Genomic DNA, 19,528 nt, shown 5'->3' with positions numbered 1-19,528 from the left:
GTTCCCCGGGTGGAAAGATCCAAGTCGGCGGAGCCACTCCCGGGACGACGAGAACACCCGTATGCGTGTCGTCATCGTCACCGAGTCCTTCCCGCCCGACATCAACGGTGTGGCGCACTGCGCCCTGCAGACCGCCCGGCACCTCGCCGCGCGTGGTCATGACCCGCTCGTCATAGCCCCGGCCGTACCCGCCGGCACCTCCGACGAGTGCGCACCCTGCCCGGTGGTGCGCGTCCCGTCCCTGCCGTTGCCCGGCTACCCGCAGGTCCGGGTGGCGCTGCCCAGCCGGCGGGTGGCCGCGACGATCGCCGTGCACCGGGCCGACCTGGTCCACCTCGCGAGCCCCTTCGTGCTCGGCGTACGCGGTATGGCGGCCGCCACGCGGCTCGGTCTGCCGACCGTCGCCGTCTACCAGACCGACCTCGCCGGCTACGCCCGCACCTACATGGGCGCCGGCGAGAGCGCGGCCTGGCGGCGGCTGCGCGCCGTGCACGGCGCCGCCGACCGGACCCTCGCGCCGTCCACGGCCGCCGTCCGCGACCTGGAGGCCCGCGGGGTGGCGCGGGTGCGGCTGTGGCCACGCGGCGTCGACACGCTGCGGTTCCGGCCCGCGCTGCGGGACGAGGCCCTCCGCCGCCGACTGGCGCCCGGCGGCGAACTGCTCGTCGGGTACGTGGGGCGGCTCGCGCCCGAGAAGCACGTGGAACTCCTGGCCGGGGCCTGCGCCATGCCCGGCGTACGGGTCGTGGTCGTCGGGGACGGGCCGAGCGAGGGCGCGCTGCGGGCCGCCCTGCCCGGCGCCGTGTTCCTCGGCCGCCGCACGGGCGAGGACCTGGCGCGGATCTTCGCCTCCCTGGACGTGTTCACGCACACCGGGCCGTACGAGACGTTCTGCCAGACCGTCCAGGAGGCCATGGCCAGTGGCGTCCCGGTCATCGCGCCTGCCGCGGGAGGGCCGCTGGACCTGGTCGACCACGGCCGGACCGGCCTCCTCGTCGCCCCGCACGACCCGGAGGCAGTACGGAAGGCCGTCGGGACGCTGGCCGCCGACCCCGCTCTGCGGGCGGCGTACGGGGCGGCCGGGCGGGCGGCTGTCGAGGGCCGGACCTGGGCCGCCGTCGGCGACCGGCTGGTCGGCCACTACGGCGAGGTGCTGCGCGAGCGGACGGCGGTGGCGGCATGAGCCTGCGCATCGTACGGCTGGCGAACTTCGTCACCCCGTCATCGGGCGGGCTGCGCACGGCGCTCGACGAGCTGGGCCGGGGCTATCTCGCGGCCGGGCACGAACCGCTGCTGGTGGTCCCCGGCGACCGCGAGAGCGACCGCGTCACCCCGCAGGGCCGGGTCATCACCCTGCCCGGGCATGCCCTTCCCGGGACGGGCGGCTACCGCGTCCTGGCCGACCGGGGGCGGCTGCGCCGGCTCTTGGAGGAGCTGCGGCCCGACCGCCTGGAAGTCTCCGACCGCACCACTCTGCGCTGGACGGGCGCATGGGCCCGGCGTGCCAGGGTGCCCGCCGTGATGGTCTCCCACGAGACGGCGGACGGGGTCCTGCGTACGTGGGGGATGCCCGCCGCCCTGGCCGCCCGGGCGGCCGACCGGCTCAACCGCCGTAGCGCGTGGGCGTACACGCGGATCGTGTGCACCACGGAGTGGGCGGAACGCGAGTTCGTACGGATCGGCGCGCGGAATGTGGTGCGGGCGCCGCTCGGCGTCGACCTGCGGCGGTGCCGCCCGGGACGGCGCGACAGTGCCCTTCGGGCCAGGTATGCGCACAGTGCTGACGTGGACGTGCTGCTCCTGCTCTGTTCACGGCTGTCGGTCGAGAAGCGGCCGGGCCTCGCCCTGGACACCGTCGCGGAACTGCGCGCACGCGGGGTGCGGGCGGCCCTGCTGGTCGCCGGGGACGGGCCGCTGCGCGGTGGTCTGGAGCGCCGGGCGCGGGCACAGCGGCTGCCGGTCCGGTTCCTGGGGCACCTGCCCGACCGCGAGACGGTGGCCGACCTTCAGGCGGCGGCGGATGTGTGCCTGGCGCCCGGCCCGGCGGAGACGTTCGGGCTGTCCGCCCTGGAGGCGCTCGCCTGCGGCACCCCGGTCGTCGTGAGCGCCACGTCGGCGCTCCCGGAGGTGGTGGGCGACGCGGGCGCGGCCGCCCTGGACACACCGGCCGCGTTCGCCGACGCGGTACGGAGGGTGCTGGCCCGCCCGGAGGGCCGGCGTCGCGAGGCTGCCCGCGCGCGGGCCGAGCTCTTCGGCTGGGACCGCGCGGTGGCGGCGTTCCTGGCCGCCCACGACGCCCCGTCCCACCCGGGCAAGGCCCCGGCAGCCGCCCCCGGCCCGGCCTCGGTAACCGCCCCGGCCCCGCCCCGGATCGGGCGCAGAGGAGCGCGGACATGACGGCGGAAAGAGCGGTACGGGGCAGTGCGCCACCGGCGACCATCGGCCACGCGCGAGTGGCGGCCGCCTCCGCCGGTTCCGGCTGTGCGGAGGTGACGGCTGGTTACGCCCCGGCCGCGCCCGTCCCGGCCACCCGCCACGCGCGCGTGGGCCCCGGTCGGGGCGGCGCCGGGCACGGGGGCTCGGCCGGCGCCGTGGGTGTGCGGCGGTTCGCGGCGCTGGGGGACTCGCTGACCGCGGGCGTCGGCGACCCCGTCGACGGCAGGTGGCGCGGGTGGGCGGCGCTGCTCGCGGAGGGCCTCGCGGACGTTCAGGGAGCCGTGGACTTCCGTAACTTCGCCGTCAGCGGCGCCCGCACCCGGGACGTCGCCGAATGCCAGACGCCCGCGGCACTGGCGTACCGGCCCGACCTCGTCTCCGTCGTCGTCGGCGTCAACGACACCCTGCGCCGCACCTTCGACATCGCGGAGCTCGCCATCGGCCTGGACCGCGTGTGCGGGCAGCTGGCCGCCCAGGGCGCCGTACTCCTGACGGCGTGCCTGCCCGACCCCGGCGCCATGCTCGGCCTGCCCGCCCCGCTCGCGCGCCCCCTCGCCCGGCGCCAGCGAGCGGTCAACGCGGTGGTGCACGCCCTGTCGGCGCGCTACGACACGGTCCATCTGCACACGGCGGACGCCGCCTGGGTCGCCGACCGCTCGATGTGGAGCGCCGACCGGCTGCACCCCGCCGAGCGCGGGCACCGGATGATCGCCGCCCGCTTCCACGCCCTGCTCACCGAAAGCGGCCTGGCGCGCGGCGCCGCGCCGGCCGGTGAGCCGCAGCAGCCGCCGCCGTCCCGCGCCGACGCGCTGCTCTGGCTGGCCACGGCCGGGACCGGGTGGGTCGTGCGGCGGTGCCACGACCTGCTGCCCCAGCTGCTGCGGCTGGCCGGAGCGGAGGTGCGGCACTGGGCGCGCGGCACCGGCGCACGGCTCGACCAGCGCGCGGAGCACGCGCTCCTCGCGGCGCTCGCCGCGGTGGCGCTGGACGCCCCGGTTGCCAGAATGGGGGAATGAGCGGGCGCTGGGAGTTCTGGATCGACCGCGGCGGCACCTTCACCGACATCGTGGCCCGGCGGCCGGACGGCCGCCTGGTCACCCGCAAGCTGCTCTCCCACGACCCCGGCCGCTACCGGGACGCCGCCGTCGCCGGGATCCGGCTCCTCCTCGGGCTCGGGCCGGACGACCCCGTACCGGCGGACCGGATCGACGCGGTCAGGATGGGCACCACCGTGGCCACCAACGCCCTGCTGGAGCGCCGCGGGGAGCCGACCGTCCTCCTCATCACCGCCGGCTTCCGGGACGCGCTGCGCATCGCCTACCAGAACCGCCCGCGCCTGTTCGACCGGCACATCGTGCTCCCCGAAGCGGTGTACGACCGGGTCGTGGAGGTGCCCGAGCGGATCGACGCGCACGGCGCCGTCGTCCGGCCGCTGGACCTGGACACCGTCACCGAGCGGCTGCGGGCCGCCCGGGACGCGGGTATGCGCAGCGCGGCGGTCGTCCTCATGCACGGCTACCGCCACCCCGACCACGAGCTGCGCGTCGCCGAGGCGGCCCGCGCCGCAGGCTTCACCCAGGTCAGCTGCTCCCACGAGGTCAGCCCGCTGATCAAGCTGGTGGCGCGCGGCGACACCACGGTCGTCGACGCCTACCTCTCGCCGATCCTGCGGCGGTACGTGGACGAGGTCGCCGCCGAACTCGCCGGTGTGCGGCTGATGTTCATGCAGTCCAACGGCGGGCTGCGGGAGGCCGCCCACTTCCGGGGCAAGGACGCCGTGCTGTCCGGCCCGGCGGGCGGGGTCGTCGGCATGGCCCGGACGTCCGAACAGGCCGGTTTCGGGCGGGTCATCGGCTTCGACATGGGCGGCACGTCCACCGATGTGTCGCACTACGCGGGCGAGTTCGAGCGTGAGCTCGGCACCCAGGTCGCGGGTGTGCGGATGCGCGCGCCGATGATGAACATCCACACCGTCGCCGCGGGCGGCGGTTCGGTCCTGCACTTCGACGGCCGACGCTACCGCGTCGGCCCCGATTCGGCCGGTGCCGACCCGGGCCCCGCCTGCTACCGGCGCGGCGGCCCGCTGACGGTGACGGACGCGAACGTGATGCTCGGCCGGGTGCAGCCGGAGCACTTCCCCACCGTGTTCGGGCCGGACGGGGACCAGCCGCTCGACGCCGATGTGGTGCGGAAACGGTTCACCGAACTGGCCGATGAGGTACGGCGGCACACCGGAACCACCCGCACCCCCGAGGAGGTCGCCGCGGGCTTCCTGGAGATCGCCGTCCTCAACATGGCGAACGCCGTCAAGAAGATCTCCGTACAGCGCGGACACGACGTCACCCGCTACGCGCTGACCAGCTTCGGCGGCGCCGGCGGCCAGCACGCGTGCGCGGTCGCCGACGCTCTGGGCGTCGACACGGTCCTGGTGCCCCCGCTGGCCGGCGTGCTCTCCGCGTACGGCATCGGGCTCGCCGACGCCACCGCCATGCGGGAGCAGTCCATCGAGGCGGAGCTGACCGACACCGCCCACGCGCGCGTGCGGGACGTTTGCGCGCGGCTCGCAGAGCGGACCAGCGGCGAACTGCGTGCCGACGGGGTGCCGGACAGTGCCATCCGCACCCACGCGCGCGTGCTCATCCGGTACGCCGGAACGGACTCCAGCCTGCCCGTGCCGCTCGGTTCCGCCACCGCGATGAGGGAGGCCTTCGCGGCGGCACACCGGGCGCGGTACGGGTTCACCATGGACAAGCCGCTGGTCGTGGAGGCTGTCTCGGTCGAGGCCGTGGGCCGCGCGGGCCCGCACGGGCCGGTCGACGTCGAGCAGCCCCCGCGCGGGGCGCGCCCGCGGCCACGGGCGACCGTGGCGATGTTCGTGGACGGCGCGCCCAAGGACACACCGCTGTACCGCAGGGAGGACCTGAGGCCCGCCGACACGGTCCACGGCCCGGCCGTCATCGCCGAGGCCGACGCCACGACCGTCGTGGACGACGGGTGGCAGGCGTGTGTGGCCCGCGGAGGGCACCTGGTGCTGACCCGCGTCCGGCCCCGTCCGAGCCGCACGGCCGTCGGCACGGACGTCGACCCGGTCCTCCTGGAGGTCTTCAACAGCCTCTTCATGGCGATCGCCGAACAGATGGGCGTACGGCTGGAGAACACCGCCCACTCCGTCAACATCAAGGAACGGCTCGACTTCTCCTGCGCCCTGTTCGACCCCGAGGGCAACCTCATCGCCAACGCGCCCCACATTCCGGTGCACCTGGGCTCCATGGGCGAGTCCATCAAGGAGGTGCTGCGCCGCAACCGTGGCACCCTGCGGCCCGGCGATGTGTACGCCATCAACGACCCGTACCACGGCGGCACGCACCTGCCCGATGTGACGGTCGTGACGCCCGTCTTCGGGCCGGAAGGCGAGCTGCGCTTCCTGGTGGCCTCGCGCGGGCACCACGCCGAGATCGGCGGCATCACCCCCGGCTCCATGCCGGCCTTCAGCCGCACGATCCACGAAGAGGGCGTCCTGTTCGACAACTGGCTGCTGGTACGGGACGGGCGGCTGCGCGAGGCCGAGACCCGGCGCCTTCTCACCGAGGCCCCTTACCCCTCCCGCGACCCCGGCACGAACCTCGCCGACCTGCGCGCCCAGATCGCCGCCAATGAGAAGGGCATCGAAGAACTCCGCCGTATGATCGAGGAATTCGGGATCGACGTCGTCCACGCCTATATGCGGCACGTACGGAACAACGCCGAGGAGTCGGTACGGCGGATCGTCGCCACCCTCCACGACGGCTCCTACCGCTACGAGACCGATGACGGCGCGGTCATCCACGTGGCCTTCCGCGTGGACCGCGAACGGCGCCGCGCCGTCCTGGACTTCACGGGTACCTCACCGCAGCGGCCCGGCAACACCAACGCCCCCAGGTCCGTGGTCATGGCGGCGGTGCTGTACGTCTTCCGGACCCTGGTGGACGACGACATCCCGCTCAACAGCGGCTGTCTGGAGCCGCTGGAGGTACGGGTGCCGGAAGGGTCGATGCTCGCCCCCGCCTATCCGGCGGCGACGGTCGCCGGCAACGTGGAGACCTCGCAGGCGGTGACCGGGGCTCTGTACGCCGCGCTGGGCGTCCAGGCCGAGGGCTCGGGCACCATGAACAACGTGACCTTCGGCAACGACCGGGTGCAGTACTACGAGACCGTGGCGAGCGGCTCGGGCGCCGGGGACGGCTTCGATGGCGCCGACGCCGTACAGACCCACATGACCAACTCACGGCTCACCGACCCGGAGATCCTGGAGTGGCGCTATCCGGTGAGGGTGGACGCCTTCGCGATACGGGAGGGCAGCGGCGGACGCGGCCGGTGGCGGGGCGGCAACGGTGCCGTGCGGCGTATCCGGTTCCTGGAGCCCATGACGGTGGCCCTGCTGACCGGGCACCGGAGGATCCCGCCGTACGGCATGGCGGGCGGTGAACCGGGCGCGCTCGGCCGGAACGCGGTGGAGCGCGCGGACGGCACGGTGCGGGCGCTGGGCGGCGTGGACGTGGCGGACGTCGGTCCCGGGGACGTCCTGGTGGTCGAGACGCCGGGCGGCGGCGGCTACGGGACGCCCGCGCACTGAACCACGAACCGGACGGGCGTCCCCGGCACCGCCTGGGCGGCGGCGGCCAGGTCGCGCTCGCGGACGACGGCCACCACCGGGTAGCCACCGGTCGTGGGGTGGTCGGCGAGGAACACCACCGGGCGCCCGTCCGGCGGGACCTGGACCGCGCCCAGGACCATGCCCTCACTGGGCAGTTCGCCCGGGACGGCACGCTCCAGGGGCGGGCCCTCGGTGCGCAGCCCGATGCGGTTGGAGGCAGGCGACACCCGGTACGCGCGCGTGGCGAGGGTGTGGAGCGCCGCCCTTGTGAACCAGTCGTCGCGCGGGCCGAGCCGGACCCGCAGGACCAGCTCGCCGGGCGGCCCCGGCCAGGGCGGCGCGTCATAGCAGGGCCGCGTGGCGGGCGGGGCGCCCAGCGGCAGCACGGCCCCGTCGGTGAGCGGCGGCGGCCCCAGCCCCGACAGGAGGTCCGTGGAACGGCTGCCGAGCACCGGGTCGGTGGCGACGCCCCCGGCGAACGCCACGTACGCGCGCAGGCCGCGCACCGCGGCGCCCACCTCCAGCACGGCGCCCGCGGGAACGCGTACGGCCGCGCCCCACGCGACCGGGCGCCCGTCCACGGTGACCGGGCACGGCGCGCCGCCCACCGCGACGGTCACCGCGCACCGCGGCCGCACCGCACACCCGTTGACCGTCGTCTCCAGCACGGCGGCGTCCCCCGGGTTGCCGACCAGCCGGTTGACCAGGCGGCTCGCGTACGGATCGAGGGCACCGGAGCGCGGTACGCCCAGGTGCGCGTGGCCGAGGCGGCCCAGGTCCTGCACGGTGGTCAGCGCCCCGGCCCGTACGACGGCGAAGGCCCGGTCGGTCATCGTCCCCCACCCAGCTCCGGGCCCCGGCCCGAGCCATGGCCTGAGCCCAGCTCCGGGCCCCGGCCCGAGCCCACGCCCGAGTCGAAGTCCGCGCCCCCGGCCCCGCCTTCCGGCACGAACCGCACCCGGGTGCCCGGCGAGAGCAGCGCGGCGGGCTCCCGGGCCGGGTCCCACAGCACCATGTCCGTCGTCCCGATCAGCTGCCAGCCACCGGGCGAGGAGCGCGGGTACACGCCCGTGTACCGGCCCGCGAGCGCGACCGAGCCCGCCGGGACGGCGGTGCGCGGCGTGGACCGGCGCGGCACCTCGTACGCCGCCGGGAGCCCGGTCAGATAGCCGAAGCCGGGCGCGAACCCGCAGAAGGCCACCCGGTATTCCACCCCCGCGTGGATCCGCGCCACCTCCTCGGGCTCCACTCCCCACAGGGCCGCGACCACGGCCAGGTCCGGCCCGTCGTAGCGGACCGGGATCTGCAGAGCCGGGTCCACGCGCGCGTGGAGCGGTTCGATCCGCCACCGGCCGACCTGCGCGGCGAGCCGCCCCGGCTCCTCCACCCCGTCGAGCAGCACGGTCCGTGCCGCCGGAACGATCTCCTGTACGGCGGGAAGCGCCCCGGCCGCCCGGCGGCGCAGCACTTCGGCGTGGAAGGCCTCGGCCTCCTCGCCGCTGTCCAGCTCGACCAGCAGCGCCCGTTCGCCCACCGCCAGGGTCCTCATACGAACGCCTCCACGCGCACGCCCACGGCTTCCAGCTCCGCCCGGACGCGACGGGCCAGGCCCACCGCACCGGGCGTGTCGCCGTGCAGGCACAGCGAGCGGGCACGCACGGCCACCGGCCGCCCGCACCGGGAGGTGATCACACCGAACCTGGCCATGGACACGGATCGTTCGACGACCGCCTCGGGGTCGGTGATGACGGCGCCCTCCTCGCGGCGGGGCACCAGGGTGCCGCCGGCGGTGTACGCGCGGTCGGCGAACGCCTCGGTGACGACCGGGAGCCCGGCCTTCTCGGCCACCTCGTGCAGCCGGGAGCCGGGCAGGCCCAGCACCGGCAGCCGTTCACCGGTCAGCAGCACGCCGTCGACCACGGCCTGCGCCTGCTCGTCGTCGTGCACGACCCGGTTGTAGAGGGCCCCGTGCGGCTTCACGTACGACACACGCGCCCCGGCCGCCCTGGCGAACACCTCCAGGGCGCCGATCTGGTACGCCACTTCGGCGGCCAGCTCGTCGGACGGCACGTCCATGGAGCGCCGTCCGAAGCCGGCGAGGTCGCGGTAGGAGACCTGGGCCCCGATCCGTACCCCGCGCTCCGCCGCCCGCGCGCAGACGCGCCGCATGGTGGCCGCGTCCCCGGCATGGAAGCCGCAGGCCACATTGGCGCTGGTGACCACCGACAGGAGCTGTTCGTCGTCGGTCAGCCGCCACCGCCCGAAGCCCTCTCCGAGGTCGGCGTTGAGGTCGATCGTCGCCCAGGTCATGGTGTTTCTCCTTCCCGGTGCTTTACGCGAGTTCCCGGCCGCGTGTCTCGGGCAGCCCGAACAGGGCCAGTACGGCGATGCCGTAGCCGATCGCGCCGAAGACCAGTGCCCCGCCCACGCCCCAGCTCTCCGCGAGGAAGCCGACGAGGGTCGGGAAGAACGCACCGACCGCGCGGCCGGTGTTGTACGTGAATCCCTGCCCCGTGCCGCGTACCGCCGTCGGGTAGAGCTCGGCGAGGAACGAACCGAAGCTGCTGAAGATGGCCGACATGCAGAACCCGAGCGGGAAGCCCAGGACCAGTACCAGACCGTTCGCCCCGGCCGGGATGTTGGTGTACGCGAGGATGCACACGGCCGAAAGGACCGCGAAGATCGCGATGTTGCGTTTCCGGCCCAGCCGGTCCGTGAGGTAACCCCCCGTCAGATACCCGATGAAGGCACCGGAGATGAGAAAGGTCAGATAGCCGCCGGTGCCGACGACGGTCAGTCCGCGGTCGTTCTTCAGGTACGTCGGTACCCAGGTGGCCAGCGTGTAGTACCCGCCCTGGACACCGGTGGACAGCAGCATCGCGAACAGCGTGGTCCGCAGCAGCGCGGGGCGGAAGATGGCGGTGAAGGACCCGCGTTCGCTGCTCGCCTCACGCGCCTGGGCGGCCCGCGGCGCGTCCTCGACGTTCTTGCGGACCCAGATGACCAGCAGGGCCGGCAGGGCGCCCGTCCAGAACATCACACGCCACGCGGTGTCCGGGTCGAGGAAGTGGAAGACCAGCGTGTAGACGATCACGGCGAGTGCCCAGCCGGCCGCCCAGGCGCTCTGGACGCCGCCGAGGGTACGGCCGCGGTGCTTGGCGGAGGCGTACTCGGCGACCAGGATCGCGCCGACCGCCCATTCCCCGCCGAAGCCGACGCCCTGGAGGGCACGGAAGACGAGCAGCGTCTCGTAGTTGGGCGCGAAGCCGCACGCCACGGTGAACGTCGCGTAGGTGATGACCGTGATCATCAGCGCCTTCACCCGGCCGATCCGGTCGGCGAGGATGCCCGCGAGCACGCCCCCGATCGCCGAGACGACCAGCGTGACGGTGGTGAGCAGCCCGGTCTGGCCGCTGTTGAGGCTGAAGTACGCCGAGATGGCCACCATGCTCAGTGGCAGCGTGAAGAAGTCGTAGGAATCCAGGGCATAGCCGCCGAACGCGCCACCGAAGGCGCGCCGGCCACGCGGCCCGAGCGCGCGCAGCCAGGCGAACGCGCCACTGTACGCGGGCAGTTCGCCCTGGGCGGCCTGAGGGGTCTGGGTCGTACTCATCTGCACCTCGCAGAGGGGGAGGAGCGGAGCCGTGCGGTGCCCCCAAGGTAGGGATTGTTGAACGATCCGACAAGGGGTTTGTTCCCTCGTTCTTCCTTCGGCTTTCCTTCTACGATGGGCGGGCGACGGTGGTGACGGACGAGAAGAGGGTGCTGTGAGTACGACGGGCTCCGGCTCCGAGGGCGGCGGACTGGCGGACGACCGCGCGCTGCTGGGGCGTACGAGCACGGCCGAGCGGGTCGCGGACATCCTGCGCACCCGCATCGCCGAAGGGTTCTTCCCGCCCGGCACCCGGCTGTCGGAGGACAGCATCGCGGGCGCGCTGGGGGTGTCGCGCAACACGCTGCGCGAGGCGTTCCGGCTGCTCACCCACGAACGGCTGCTCGTCCACGAACTCAACCGGGGCGTGTTCGTACGGGTCCTGGCGGTCGAGGACGTCGTGGACATCTACCGCACCCGGCGGCTGGTCGAGTGCGCCGTCGTCCGCGGCCTCGGCACGCCGCCCTTCGCGCTCGACGGGCTGACCCGGGCGGTCACCGGCGGCGAGCGGGACGCGCGCGAGGGCGACTGGAAGGGCGTGTCCACCGCCAACATCCACTTCCACCGCGAACTGGTCGCACTGGCCGGCAGCGCCCGCACCGACGAGCTGATGCGCGGCGTCCTCGCCGAACTCCGCCTCGCCTTCCACGTGGTGGACGACCCCCGCGCGCTGCACGAGCCCTATCTCGTACGAAACCGGGAGATTCTGGACGCTTTGCAGGCCGGTGAGCGTACGAAGGCGGAACGGCTCCTCGCCGACTACCTCGACGACTCCCGCGAGCAACTGGTCGAGGTCTACGCCCGCCTCGTCGACGCAGCCCCGGCCACCGAAGCCTGACACGCGCCGAACGGCCTGGCACGCACCGGACGGTCTGCACCCGCCGAGCGGCCTGACACGGACCGGTCGGCCCGCACGAGCCGGACGGCGGTGCACGCACCGGACGGCATGACACGGACCGGTCGGCCTGCTGCGCACCGGTCGGCCTGACACCGCACCGGCCGGCCTGGTGCGGGCCCGGCCGGGGGCCTCCGGGCGGGCGCCCCACGGGTCATCTGCGCCGTTTCGACCGTTGTCAGTGCGAGGACCTAATCTGTGCAGCGTGACTTCGCCTGCCTCGACGGAATTCGTTCCGCCCCAGCTCAGCGCGGGGCCGCGGCCCGCACAGGGCCCGGCCGCCGACGAAGGGCTCGCGCGGCGGCTGCGCGCGCTCGCGTGCACCGCGCCCCTGCACGACCTGGACGCGCGCAAGGCGAATCTGGCGGGGGAGTACTCGATATACGCCATGGCGGAGGTCGCCCTCGCTGCGATCGACCTCGTCACGCTCAACATGGACTTCGACACCGGCGCCGACCACGAGCAGATCGTCGCCCGGCTGCTGCCCAGGGTCGCCGCCCAGGCCCCCCAGCGCCCCGCCGCCGAGCACGAGCGCGTGGCCCGCTGGGTCCTGGAGAACCTGATCAACGTCGGCAGTGTCGACCGCGGCTTCCGCGCCGTGTACGGCACGTTCGGCCCCGACGGCGTCTATGTGCGCCGTGACTACGACTTCAAACTCATCGAGGAAGTCCCGGGATACGGCGGCAGCGTCTACCTCCGTACCACCGACGAAGCGGTCAACGTCCTCGTCGGAGCCCTCGACACCGACGTCACCAGCGCGCAGATCGCCGCCGAGGTCAAGTTGGAGGTGCTGATCAGCCGGGGCCGGCTCGCCGACGCCCAGCTCGCCGCCGAGCAGGCGCGCTACCGCACGGTGCAGTACGCGGAATCGCTCCGCAGGACCCTGGAGGCCACCCGGCGCAATGTCCGCGCCGTCGACTGGCTCAGCGCCGTCCCCGACATGATCGACGAGGCCCTCGACCACGTCGCCGACCGGTACCGCCACGAGAACGCGATCCTCACCAACATCCGCAAGGCCCGCGACGAAGCCGAGGACCACGAGCACAAGCGGCGCGCGGCCGAGCTGGTCGACATCGTCAAGGACTGCATCCGCCGCCACACCCAGCTCCAGTCCCGGCTCCTGGAAGCGGGCCCGCTGTTCCGCGCCGAGCAGGACCGGCAGGCCTTCGCACAGCCCACCGCGCGCCTGGGTCTCGACCTGTACGGCCAGCTGGTCGCCCCGCTCCTCCCGATGCCCGTGGAGCGGTCCATCAAGGTCACCGATGCCTTCTTCGCCCACGGCACCGGACTGCGCACCCCCGGATCGGTACGGATGGCCGACCTGGTCGACCTCCTGCTGACCCCGCCGGTGGAGCGGGACCACCTGGGCGCCGAGATGCCCGAGCCCGACCTCATCGCGACGCCCGACGACAGCCGGTTCAGCGAGGAGCAGCTGGCGAGCGCCATGGAGCTGCTCGACCTGGAGCACGACGCGCCGCGCCGCCTCTCCGGGCTCCTCGCCGAGGCCCGCCGCCGCGACCCGGAACTGCCCTACCTCGTCGCCCTGCTGGCCATCCACGCGGCCAGCCCTCCGGTCGGTACGGCCTACCGGCAGGGCGAAGAGCGCCTGTTGTTCGCCGTCGACGACGGAACCGAGCTGGACGACCCGGAGTTCGGCGGAGCCGACCTGATCGTCGGCACGGCCCTGCTGGACGCCGCCGGCATGGCCGCCGGCCGCACGGACGCGATATGAGCGCGCGCCGCCGCCCCGGCCGCACGGACCGGATATGACCGCGTGCCGCCGCCCCGGCCGCCCGGGCGAGCCATCGAACGGCAGGCCCCGGGCCGTCCCCCTCCGTACCGCACCCCGATCCACCCGCAGCAAGGAGCCCCAGCCGTGAGCGACCACCACGCCGAGCACGCCGACGCGTGGAGCGAGCCGGACGCCCCCCAGGCGGCCGAGCCCGCCGCCTCCGGCGCCGTCACGCCCGCCGACGCGGCCGACGCCGCCCGGCTGGTCTCCTTCGGGCTCCAGCCCAAGCTGCTCCCCGCCCGCGACGCCGAGTACGCCGACCTGCTGCGCCGGTACCGCGAGGAGCCCGCCTTCGCCCGCCTCGCCGACGCCGTCGCCACCGGCCTCGGCCTCATCGTCCTCGAAGTGTCCCCGCGCGCCGGCATGGCCGTCACCGCCGCCGAGGACTCCGTCTTCGCCGTCCGCATGGGGGACTACGCCCGCCGCGCCTCCACCGACTCCGCCGACCGCTTCCTGCACGGCCTGGCCCACCTGGCCGTCGCCGCCATGGCGTTCCCGCGCCCCGAGGACCTGGCCGACGACGGATACATCGGCCGCATCACCGTCAACGGCGTCGACGCCTTCGTACGCCAGGCCTGCCGCCGCCTGGAGGAGCGGGCCGAGGAGCAGGGCGAGAACACCGACCCGGCCACCGACGCCCCCGGCCTGGAGGCCGCCTGGCGGATCTACGCGCGGCGCAGCGCGACCGGCGCCACCAAGGACGCCCGCCGGCTCGCCGGTTCCACCACCGGCATCATCGGCAAGGCCGTCGCCTTCCTCACCGACTCGGGCTTCCTCCAGCGCACCGGCGACGAGGGCGGCGGCTCGTACCGCACCACCGCCCGCTACCAGCTCCAGGTCCGCGACATGGCGGGCAGCGCCGCGATGGCCGAGCTGCTGGAGCTGGGCGTCGTCCCCGTCACCGACGGCTCCGCCACCCTCCTGCCGCCGCCCGCGGGCGACGACCTCGAACTGGCCGCCGACGCCGGCCTGCCCTTCCACACGTAACTCGCGCAACACGCGTAACCCCCCAGCACACGACTGAAAGTCCGCCGCCATGTACGAGTTGTCCCGGGTCCGCCTCTACTCCATCGGGCCCGCCGGTGCGCGCTACGCCGACACCGTGCTGGACCTGCGCGGAGTGGGCGAGCCCGTGCCCAACCCCGCCCCGACCCAGGCGGAGTTCTTCGAGGAGGAGCCGGTCGGCCCGCCGCGCCGGCCCGCCCCCGCGGGCGTGCTCTTCCTGGAGAACGGCGGCGGCAAGTCCGTCCTCCTCAAGCTGATCTTCTCGGTCATGCTGCCGGGCCACCGCAACACGCTCGGCGGCGCCAGCTCCGGCGTCCTGCGCAAGTTCCTGCTTGCCGACGACTGCGGCCATGTCGCCCTGGAGTGGCAGCACACCCTCACCGGCGAGCTGGTCGTCGTCGGCAAGGTCAGCGAGTGGCGCGGCCGGCAGGTCTCCAACGACCCGCGCAAGTTCGCCGAGGCCTGGTACTCCTTCCGCCCGGGCCCCGGCCTCAGCCTCGATTCGCTGCCGGTCGCCGAGGCCACCTCCGTACGCCCGCCCGGCGAAGGCATCTCCGGCGCCCAGGGCCGCCGCCGCACCATGAAGGGCTTCCGCGACGCCCTCACGGAGGCGGGCAAGGCGTACCCGCACCTGGAGGTGTACTGGGAGGAGATCCACGACCGCTGGAACGAACACCTCGGCGACCTGGGCCTCGACCCCGAACTCTTCCGCTACCAGCGGGAGATGAACGCCGACGAGGGCGAGGCCGCCGGCCTGTTCGCGGTCAAGAAGGACTCCGACTTCACCGACCTGCTGCTGCGCGCGGTCACCGACACCCGCGACACGGACGGCCTGGCCGACCTCGTCAGCGGCTTCGGCAACAAGCTGGGCCGCCGCGCCGAGCTCACCGCCGAACGCGACTTCACCGCCGGGTCGGTCGACCTCCTCGGCCGGATCGTCGAAGCGGCCGACACGCGCGCGCGTGCCCGCGACATCCACGCGGGCGCCGAGCGCCGCACGCGCACGCTCGCCCGCCGCATGTCCGCCCGCGCCGCCGAGGAGCGCGGCCGCACCGCCGAACTGGCCGAGCGGGTCACCGCGGCGGCCCACACCGTCACCGAGGCCGATGAGGCCCGCGCCCGCGCCTCCCTCATCGCCGCCGAACTGGCCTATCGGCACGCCTCCCTGGCCCTGACCGCCGCCGAGAAGGGCGCCGCCGCACAGCGCCGCGAGCTGAGCGACGCCCGCACCCTGCACGCCGCCTGGCAGGCCACCGAGGTGGTCCTGCGCCACCGCGCCGCCGCCGACCGCTCCGCCCGCGTGTCCGCCGCCATCCGGGAGGCCGAGCGGGACGCCGCCCCCGCGCTCGCCGCCCGCGCCAAGGCCGCCGCCGACCTCGTACGCGCCCTGCACGCCGCCGCCGAGGAGGGCGAGCGGCACGCGGGCGAGGAGGAGGAGCGCTCCGCCGCCCTCCAGGAGGCGGGCGAGACCGCGCACCGTGACGCCACCGTCGCCGCCACCGAGGCCCAGCGCGCCCGCAGCGAGGCCGGCCACCTGCGCCAGCGCCTCGCCGAGGTCGAGCAGGAGACCGCCGAGGCGGTACGGGCCGGCTGGCTCGACGACACCGCCCCCGACGCCGACCCGGCCCGTGCCGCGCTCGCCGCCAGCGACGCCGAGAAGACCACCGTGGCCGCCTGGGAGGCGGCCCGCGACGCCGCCCGCACGGCGGCCGAGCGCGCCAAGGAAGCCGCCGCCGCCGAATCCCGCGCCGAACTGGCCGCCGCCCGCGCCGCCGACGCCGCCCAGGCGGCCGAGAACGCCCACCAGGCCGAGCGCCGCGCCGCCGAGTCCATCGCCGCCGAGGAGCGCCTCGCCGAACTGCTGAGCCTTCCCGGCGCGAAACCGGCCGTCCCCCAGCCCCGCCAGGGCACCGGCAACGGCTCCGGCTCCAGCACCAGTACCGGCACCAGCACCGGCTCCCCCACCGGCTCCGGCAACGGCTTCGGCTCCGGCTCCGGCACCGACGAGCGGCTCGCCGCACCACGCCGGGGCACCGACAACCCCCTCACGGTCGAGGAGTTCGACCGGTACGCCGATGAACTGCGTGATCTCCTCGACCAGGGCATCGCCTCCGCCGAGCGCAAGCTGTTCGAGCTGCGCACCGCAGCCGCCGACGACTCACGCATCCTCGGCGCCCTCGGTGACGGAGGGCTGCTGCCGCCCGGACCCGACGTCCTGGCGACCGTCGAGTTCCTCGGCGAGCAGGGCATCCCCGCGCTCCCCGGCTGGCGGTACCTCGCCCAGGCCGTCGACCCCGCCGACCACGCCGCCGTGCTCGCCGCCCGCCCCGAGCTGGTCGACGGTGTGGTGATCACCGACCCCGTCTCGTACGCCCGGGCCCGCGACGCCCTCGCGGGCGCCGCCCTGCTGCCGCGCTCCGCCGTGGCCGTGGGGACCGCCGCCGCCCTCCTCGCCCCCGTACCGGGGCAGCGCGGCACCGACACGGACGTCTTCCTCGTCCCGCCGAACCCGGCCATGCACGACGAGCACGCCGCCGACGAGGAGCGGCAGGCCCTGCGCGCCCGCGCCGCCGCCCGTGACGAGGAGATCCGCGCCCTCGCCGCCCGCCTCACCGCCGACCGCTCGCTCGCCGCCCGCATCGGCTCCTGGCGCGCCGACTGCCCGCCCGGCATGCTCACCGAACTCGCGGAAGCCGCCGCCACCGCGCGCGAAACCGCCGAAGCGGCCCAGGCCGCGCTCGCGGAAGCCCGCGCCGCCCGCGCCGAGGCCGACGAGGCGGCCGCCGACACCGCCCGCGTACGCGACGAGCGGCAGGAAGCCGCCCAGCGGGCCCGGCGCGCCGCCGACGCGCTCGCGGGCCTGGCGTTCCGGCTGCGGGAACGGGCCGGCTGGCAGGCCAGGCTCCGCGAACTGGCCGACGAGGCCGCCGAGTCCGAGGCCAGGGCCCAGACCTGCCTGGAGCGAGCCCGCGCCGCCGACGAGGACCGCCGCGCCGCCCAGCGCGCCGCCGACGACGCCCACCGCACCGCCCGCGCCCTGCGCGCCGAGCGCGCCGAGATCGCCGGCGCCCCCGAGAACGTCCCCGACGACGAGCCGGACGCCGGCACCCCGCGCACCGCCCTGCCCACCCTCCGCGAGGCCTACCGCGCCGCCTCCCAGCTGTACGAGAAGGTCGGCGTCGGCGCCGACCTGCGCGCCGAACAGGCCCGCGCCGAGAGCGACGAGAGCGCCGCCCTCGCCGAGCTGGACCGGCTCACCAACAAGGTCCGCACCCGCGCCGAACAGCTCCTCGAGAGCCCGGACGGCGCGGACGGCCCGTCCCGCCAGGCCGCGGCCGCCCGCGCCGAATCCCTGGTGCAGATGCTGGAGTCCCGTGCATCCGAGGCCAGCGAGAAACTCGGCCGGCTGCGCGGCGAGGCCGAACGCCTGGCCCCCGCGGACGGCGAATCGCACACCGAGCTCCCGGACGAGCTGATCCCCGCCGACGCCGACCACGCGCAGTCCCTGCTCCGCACCGCCACCACCGAACTGGCCGTCCGCACCGACGCGCTGGAGACCGCCCGCGCCACGCACGCCCGGCTCCTCCAGGCGCACCGCGCCGCCGAGGACGCGGCGGGCGGCTTCGACGAGACCGCAGCCCTCCTGCGCGACCTGCTCAGGGAGCACACGGACGACGACCAGGAGGCCCCGGAGCCGTACGCCGGCAGCCTGGAGGAGGCACGGCAGTCCGCCGCCGAGGTGCGGCGCTCCCTGCGCGGCTGCGCGGCCGACCTGTCCGCCGCCGACGCCGCCGTACGCGAGGCCTGCGACATCCTCGTACGGCACGCCAACTCCACCCGTTACGAGCAGGTCCGCACCCCGGCCCGGCAGCAGATCCGGGAGCTGCCCGCCTCGGCCCTGCCCGAGCACGCCGCGAAGTGGGCGGACGCCTTCGCGCCCCGGCTGCGGGTCCTCACCGACGAGCTGGCGCAGCTGGAGCGCAACCGCGACTCCATCGTCGACCGGCTGCGCGGCCTGGTGGAGTCCGCGCTCGCCACGCTCCGTTCGGCGCAGCGCCTGTCCCGGCTCCCCGAGGGCCTCGGCGAGTGGTCCGGCCAGGAGTTCCTGCGCATCCGCTTCGATGAGCCGGACCAGGCGACGCTGGTCGAGCGGCTCGGCGAGGTCATCGACGAGGCGACCCGGGCGGCCGTCAAGAAGAACTCCGACCTGCGCCGGGACGGCATGTCCCTGCTGCTGCGCGGCGTCCAGGCCGCGCTGCAGCCCAGGGGTGTGGCGGTGGAGATCCTCAAGCCCGACGCGGTACTGCGCGCCGAGCGCGTCCCGGTCGGGCAGATGGGCGACGTCTTCTCGGGCGGCCAGCTGCTCACCGCGGCCATCGCCCTCTACTGCACGATGGCCGCGCTGCGGAGCAACGACCGGGGCCGCGACAAGCACCGGCACGCCGGCACGCTGTTCCTCGACAACCCGATCGGCCGCGCCAACGCCACGTACCTGCTGGAGCTCCAGCGGGCCGTCTCGGACGCGCTCGGCGTCCAGCTGCTGTACACCACGGGCCTGTTCGACACGACAGCGCTCGCCGAGTTCCCCCTGGTCATCCGGTTGCGCAACGACGCGGACCTGCGGGCGGGGCTGAAGTACATCAGCGTCGAGGAGCATCTGCGCCCCGGCCTGCCGCAGCAGCCCGGCGACGGCGAACCGGTGGTGCACGGCGAGATCACCGCCACGCGCATGTTCAAGCGCAGCCAGACGGACCCGGCCACCGCCGGCCGCCCCACAAACACGTAAGGGGAGCCAACGACGAGGCGACAGCCGGGCGCCCCCGTCCCAGACCCGGGCCAGGACCCCGGCTCCGGTCCCGGCCACGACGCGGGCTCAGGCCCAGGGCAGCACGCGGGTTGAGGCTCGGGACGGTCGCGGGCTCAGGCCCCGGCCAGGACCCCGGCTCAGGTCCCGGCCACGACGCGGTTGAGGCCCGGGACGGTCGCGGGCTCAGGCCCCGGCCAGGACCCCGGCTCAGGTCCCGGCCACGACGCGGTTGAGGCCCGGGACGGTCGCGGGCTCATGCCCCGGCCAGGACACGGGCTCGGTCCCGGCCACGACGCGGGTTGAGGTTT

Annotated in this window: 12 protein-coding genes; 8 read left to right on the top strand and 4 right to left on the bottom strand. The window is 74.9% G+C overall.

The window, feature by feature from the left end; all coding sequences use genetic code 11:
- Positions 1-61: 61 nt before the first annotated feature.
- The 4 genes from QWM81_RS17160 to QWM81_RS17145 are packed head-to-tail and all read left to right on the top strand — an operon-like array spanning position 62 to position 7,048.
- On the top strand, positions 62-1,183 hold the full coding sequence (locus tag QWM81_RS17160; protein ID WP_290112894.1) for a glycosyltransferase family 4 protein: 1,122 nt from the start codon (positions 62-64) through the stop codon (positions 1,181-1,183).
- Positions 1,180-2,397, top strand: a complete 1,218-nt coding sequence (locus QWM81_RS17155; RefSeq protein WP_290112893.1) for a glycosyltransferase — start codon at positions 1,180-1,182, stop codon at positions 2,395-2,397. Before QWM81_RS17160 ends, QWM81_RS17155 begins: the two co-directional genes overlap by 4 nt.
- Positions 2,394-3,452, top strand: coding sequence for an SGNH/GDSL hydrolase family protein (locus QWM81_RS17150; protein ID WP_435372385.1), 1,059 nt, complete (start codon positions 2,394-2,396; stop codon positions 3,450-3,452). The genes QWM81_RS17155 and QWM81_RS17150 overlap by 4 nt, the downstream gene beginning before the upstream one ends.
- Positions 3,449-7,048 carry a hydantoinase B/oxoprolinase family protein gene (locus QWM81_RS17145; protein WP_290112892.1) on the top strand — a complete coding sequence of 1,200 codons (3,600 nt, stop codon included), beginning with the start codon at positions 3,449-3,451 and terminating at the stop codon, positions 7,046-7,048. The genes QWM81_RS17150 and QWM81_RS17145 overlap by 4 nt, the downstream gene beginning before the upstream one ends.
- On the opposite strand, the gene QWM81_RS17140 is transcribed toward QWM81_RS17145, so the two are convergent.
- From QWM81_RS17140 to QWM81_RS17125, 4 genes are read right to left on the bottom strand one after another with little or no spacing between them, the layout of a single operon-like run.
- Complete coding sequence (locus tag QWM81_RS17140; RefSeq protein WP_290112891.1) at positions 7,027-7,902, bottom strand: 5-oxoprolinase subunit C family protein; 876 nt, start codon at positions 7,900-7,902, stop codon at positions 7,027-7,029. The two genes, QWM81_RS17145 and QWM81_RS17140, sit on opposite strands and share 22 nt — an antisense overlap.
- The gene (gene pxpB / locus QWM81_RS17135; RefSeq protein WP_290112890.1) at positions 7,899-8,618 is read right to left on the bottom strand and encodes a 5-oxoprolinase subunit PxpB; all 720 of its coding nucleotides are present in this window, start codon (positions 8,616-8,618) and stop codon (positions 7,899-7,901) included. Before pxpB ends, QWM81_RS17140 begins: the two co-directional genes overlap by 4 nt.
- Positions 8,615-9,379, bottom strand: coding sequence for a LamB/YcsF family protein (locus QWM81_RS17130; protein WP_290112889.1), 765 nt, complete (start codon positions 9,377-9,379; stop codon positions 8,615-8,617). Before QWM81_RS17130 ends, pxpB begins: the two co-directional genes overlap by 4 nt.
- Positions 9,380-9,401: 22 nt before the next feature.
- The gene (locus QWM81_RS17125; RefSeq protein ID WP_290112888.1) at positions 9,402-10,682 is read right to left on the bottom strand and encodes an MFS transporter; all 1,281 of its coding nucleotides are present in this window, start codon (positions 10,680-10,682) and stop codon (positions 9,402-9,404) included.
- A 154-nt stretch (positions 10,683-10,836) separates the two neighbouring features.
- Here QWM81_RS17125 and QWM81_RS17120 point away from each other — a divergent pair, with 154 nt between their 5' ends.
- The 4 genes from QWM81_RS17120 to QWM81_RS17105 all read left to right on the top strand — a co-directional run bounded on the left by QWM81_RS17120 (position 10,837) and on the right by QWM81_RS17105 (position 19,199).
- On the top strand, positions 10,837-11,559 hold the full coding sequence (locus QWM81_RS17120; RefSeq protein ID WP_290112887.1) for a GntR family transcriptional regulator: 723 nt from the start codon (positions 10,837-10,839) through the stop codon (positions 11,557-11,559).
- Positions 11,560-11,821: 262 nt separating this feature from the next.
- Positions 11,822-13,348 (top strand): hypothetical protein, encoded by a 1,527-nt coding sequence (locus tag QWM81_RS17115; RefSeq protein WP_290112886.1) that lies wholly within the window; start codon positions 11,822-11,824, stop codon positions 13,346-13,348.
- 144 nt (positions 13,349-13,492) lie between these two features.
- Positions 13,493-14,395, top strand: coding sequence for a hypothetical protein (locus tag QWM81_RS17110; protein WP_290112885.1), 903 nt, complete (start codon positions 13,493-13,495; stop codon positions 14,393-14,395).
- Between the two features lie 49 nt (positions 14,396-14,444).
- Positions 14,445-19,199, top strand: a complete 4,755-nt coding sequence (locus tag QWM81_RS17105) for a coiled-coil domain-containing protein (RefSeq protein ID WP_290112884.1) — start codon at positions 14,445-14,447, stop codon at positions 19,197-19,199.
- The last annotated feature ends 329 nt before the right edge of the window (positions 19,200-19,528 follow it).

The sequence above is a fragment of the Streptomyces ficellus genome, from assembly GCF_030406405.1.
In the GTDB taxonomy this organism is placed as follows: domain Bacteria; phylum Actinomycetota; class Actinomycetes; order Streptomycetales; family Streptomycetaceae; genus Streptomyces; species Streptomyces ficellus_B.
Note: the sequence above shows the minus strand (reverse complement) of the source record. Positions and strands in the feature narration are given on the sequence as shown.

Bases quoted from the DNA above. Each gene is read 5' to 3' on its own strand.
- QWM81_RS17160 (WP_290112894.1), top strand. From the start codon at position 62: ATGCGTGTCGTCATCGTCACCGAGTCCTTCCCGCCCGACATCAACGGT.
- QWM81_RS17155 (WP_290112893.1), top strand. From the start codon at position 1,180: ATGAGCCTGCGCATCGTACGGCTGGCGAACTTCGTCACCCCGTCATCG.
- QWM81_RS17150 (WP_435372385.1), top strand. From the start codon at position 2,394: ATGACGGCGGAAAGAGCGGTACGGGGCAGTGCGCCACCGGCGACCATC.
- QWM81_RS17145 (WP_290112892.1), top strand. From the start codon at position 3,449: ATGAGCGGGCGCTGGGAGTTCTGGATCGACCGCGGCGGCACCTTCACC.
- QWM81_RS17140 (WP_290112891.1), bottom strand. From the start codon at position 7,902: ATGACCGACCGGGCCTTCGCCGTCGTACGGGCCGGGGCGCTGACCACC.
- pxpB (WP_290112890.1), bottom strand. From the start codon at position 8,618: ATGAGGACCCTGGCGGTGGGCGAACGGGCGCTGCTGGTCGAGCTGGAC.
- QWM81_RS17130 (WP_290112889.1), bottom strand. From the start codon at position 9,379: ATGACCTGGGCGACGATCGACCTCAACGCCGACCTCGGAGAGGGCTTC.
- QWM81_RS17125 (WP_290112888.1), bottom strand. From the start codon at position 10,682: ATGAGTACGACCCAGACCCCTCAGGCCGCCCAGGGCGAACTGCCCGCG.
- QWM81_RS17105 (WP_290112884.1), top strand. From the start codon at position 14,445: ATGTACGAGTTGTCCCGGGTCCGCCTCTACTCCATCGGGCCCGCCGGT.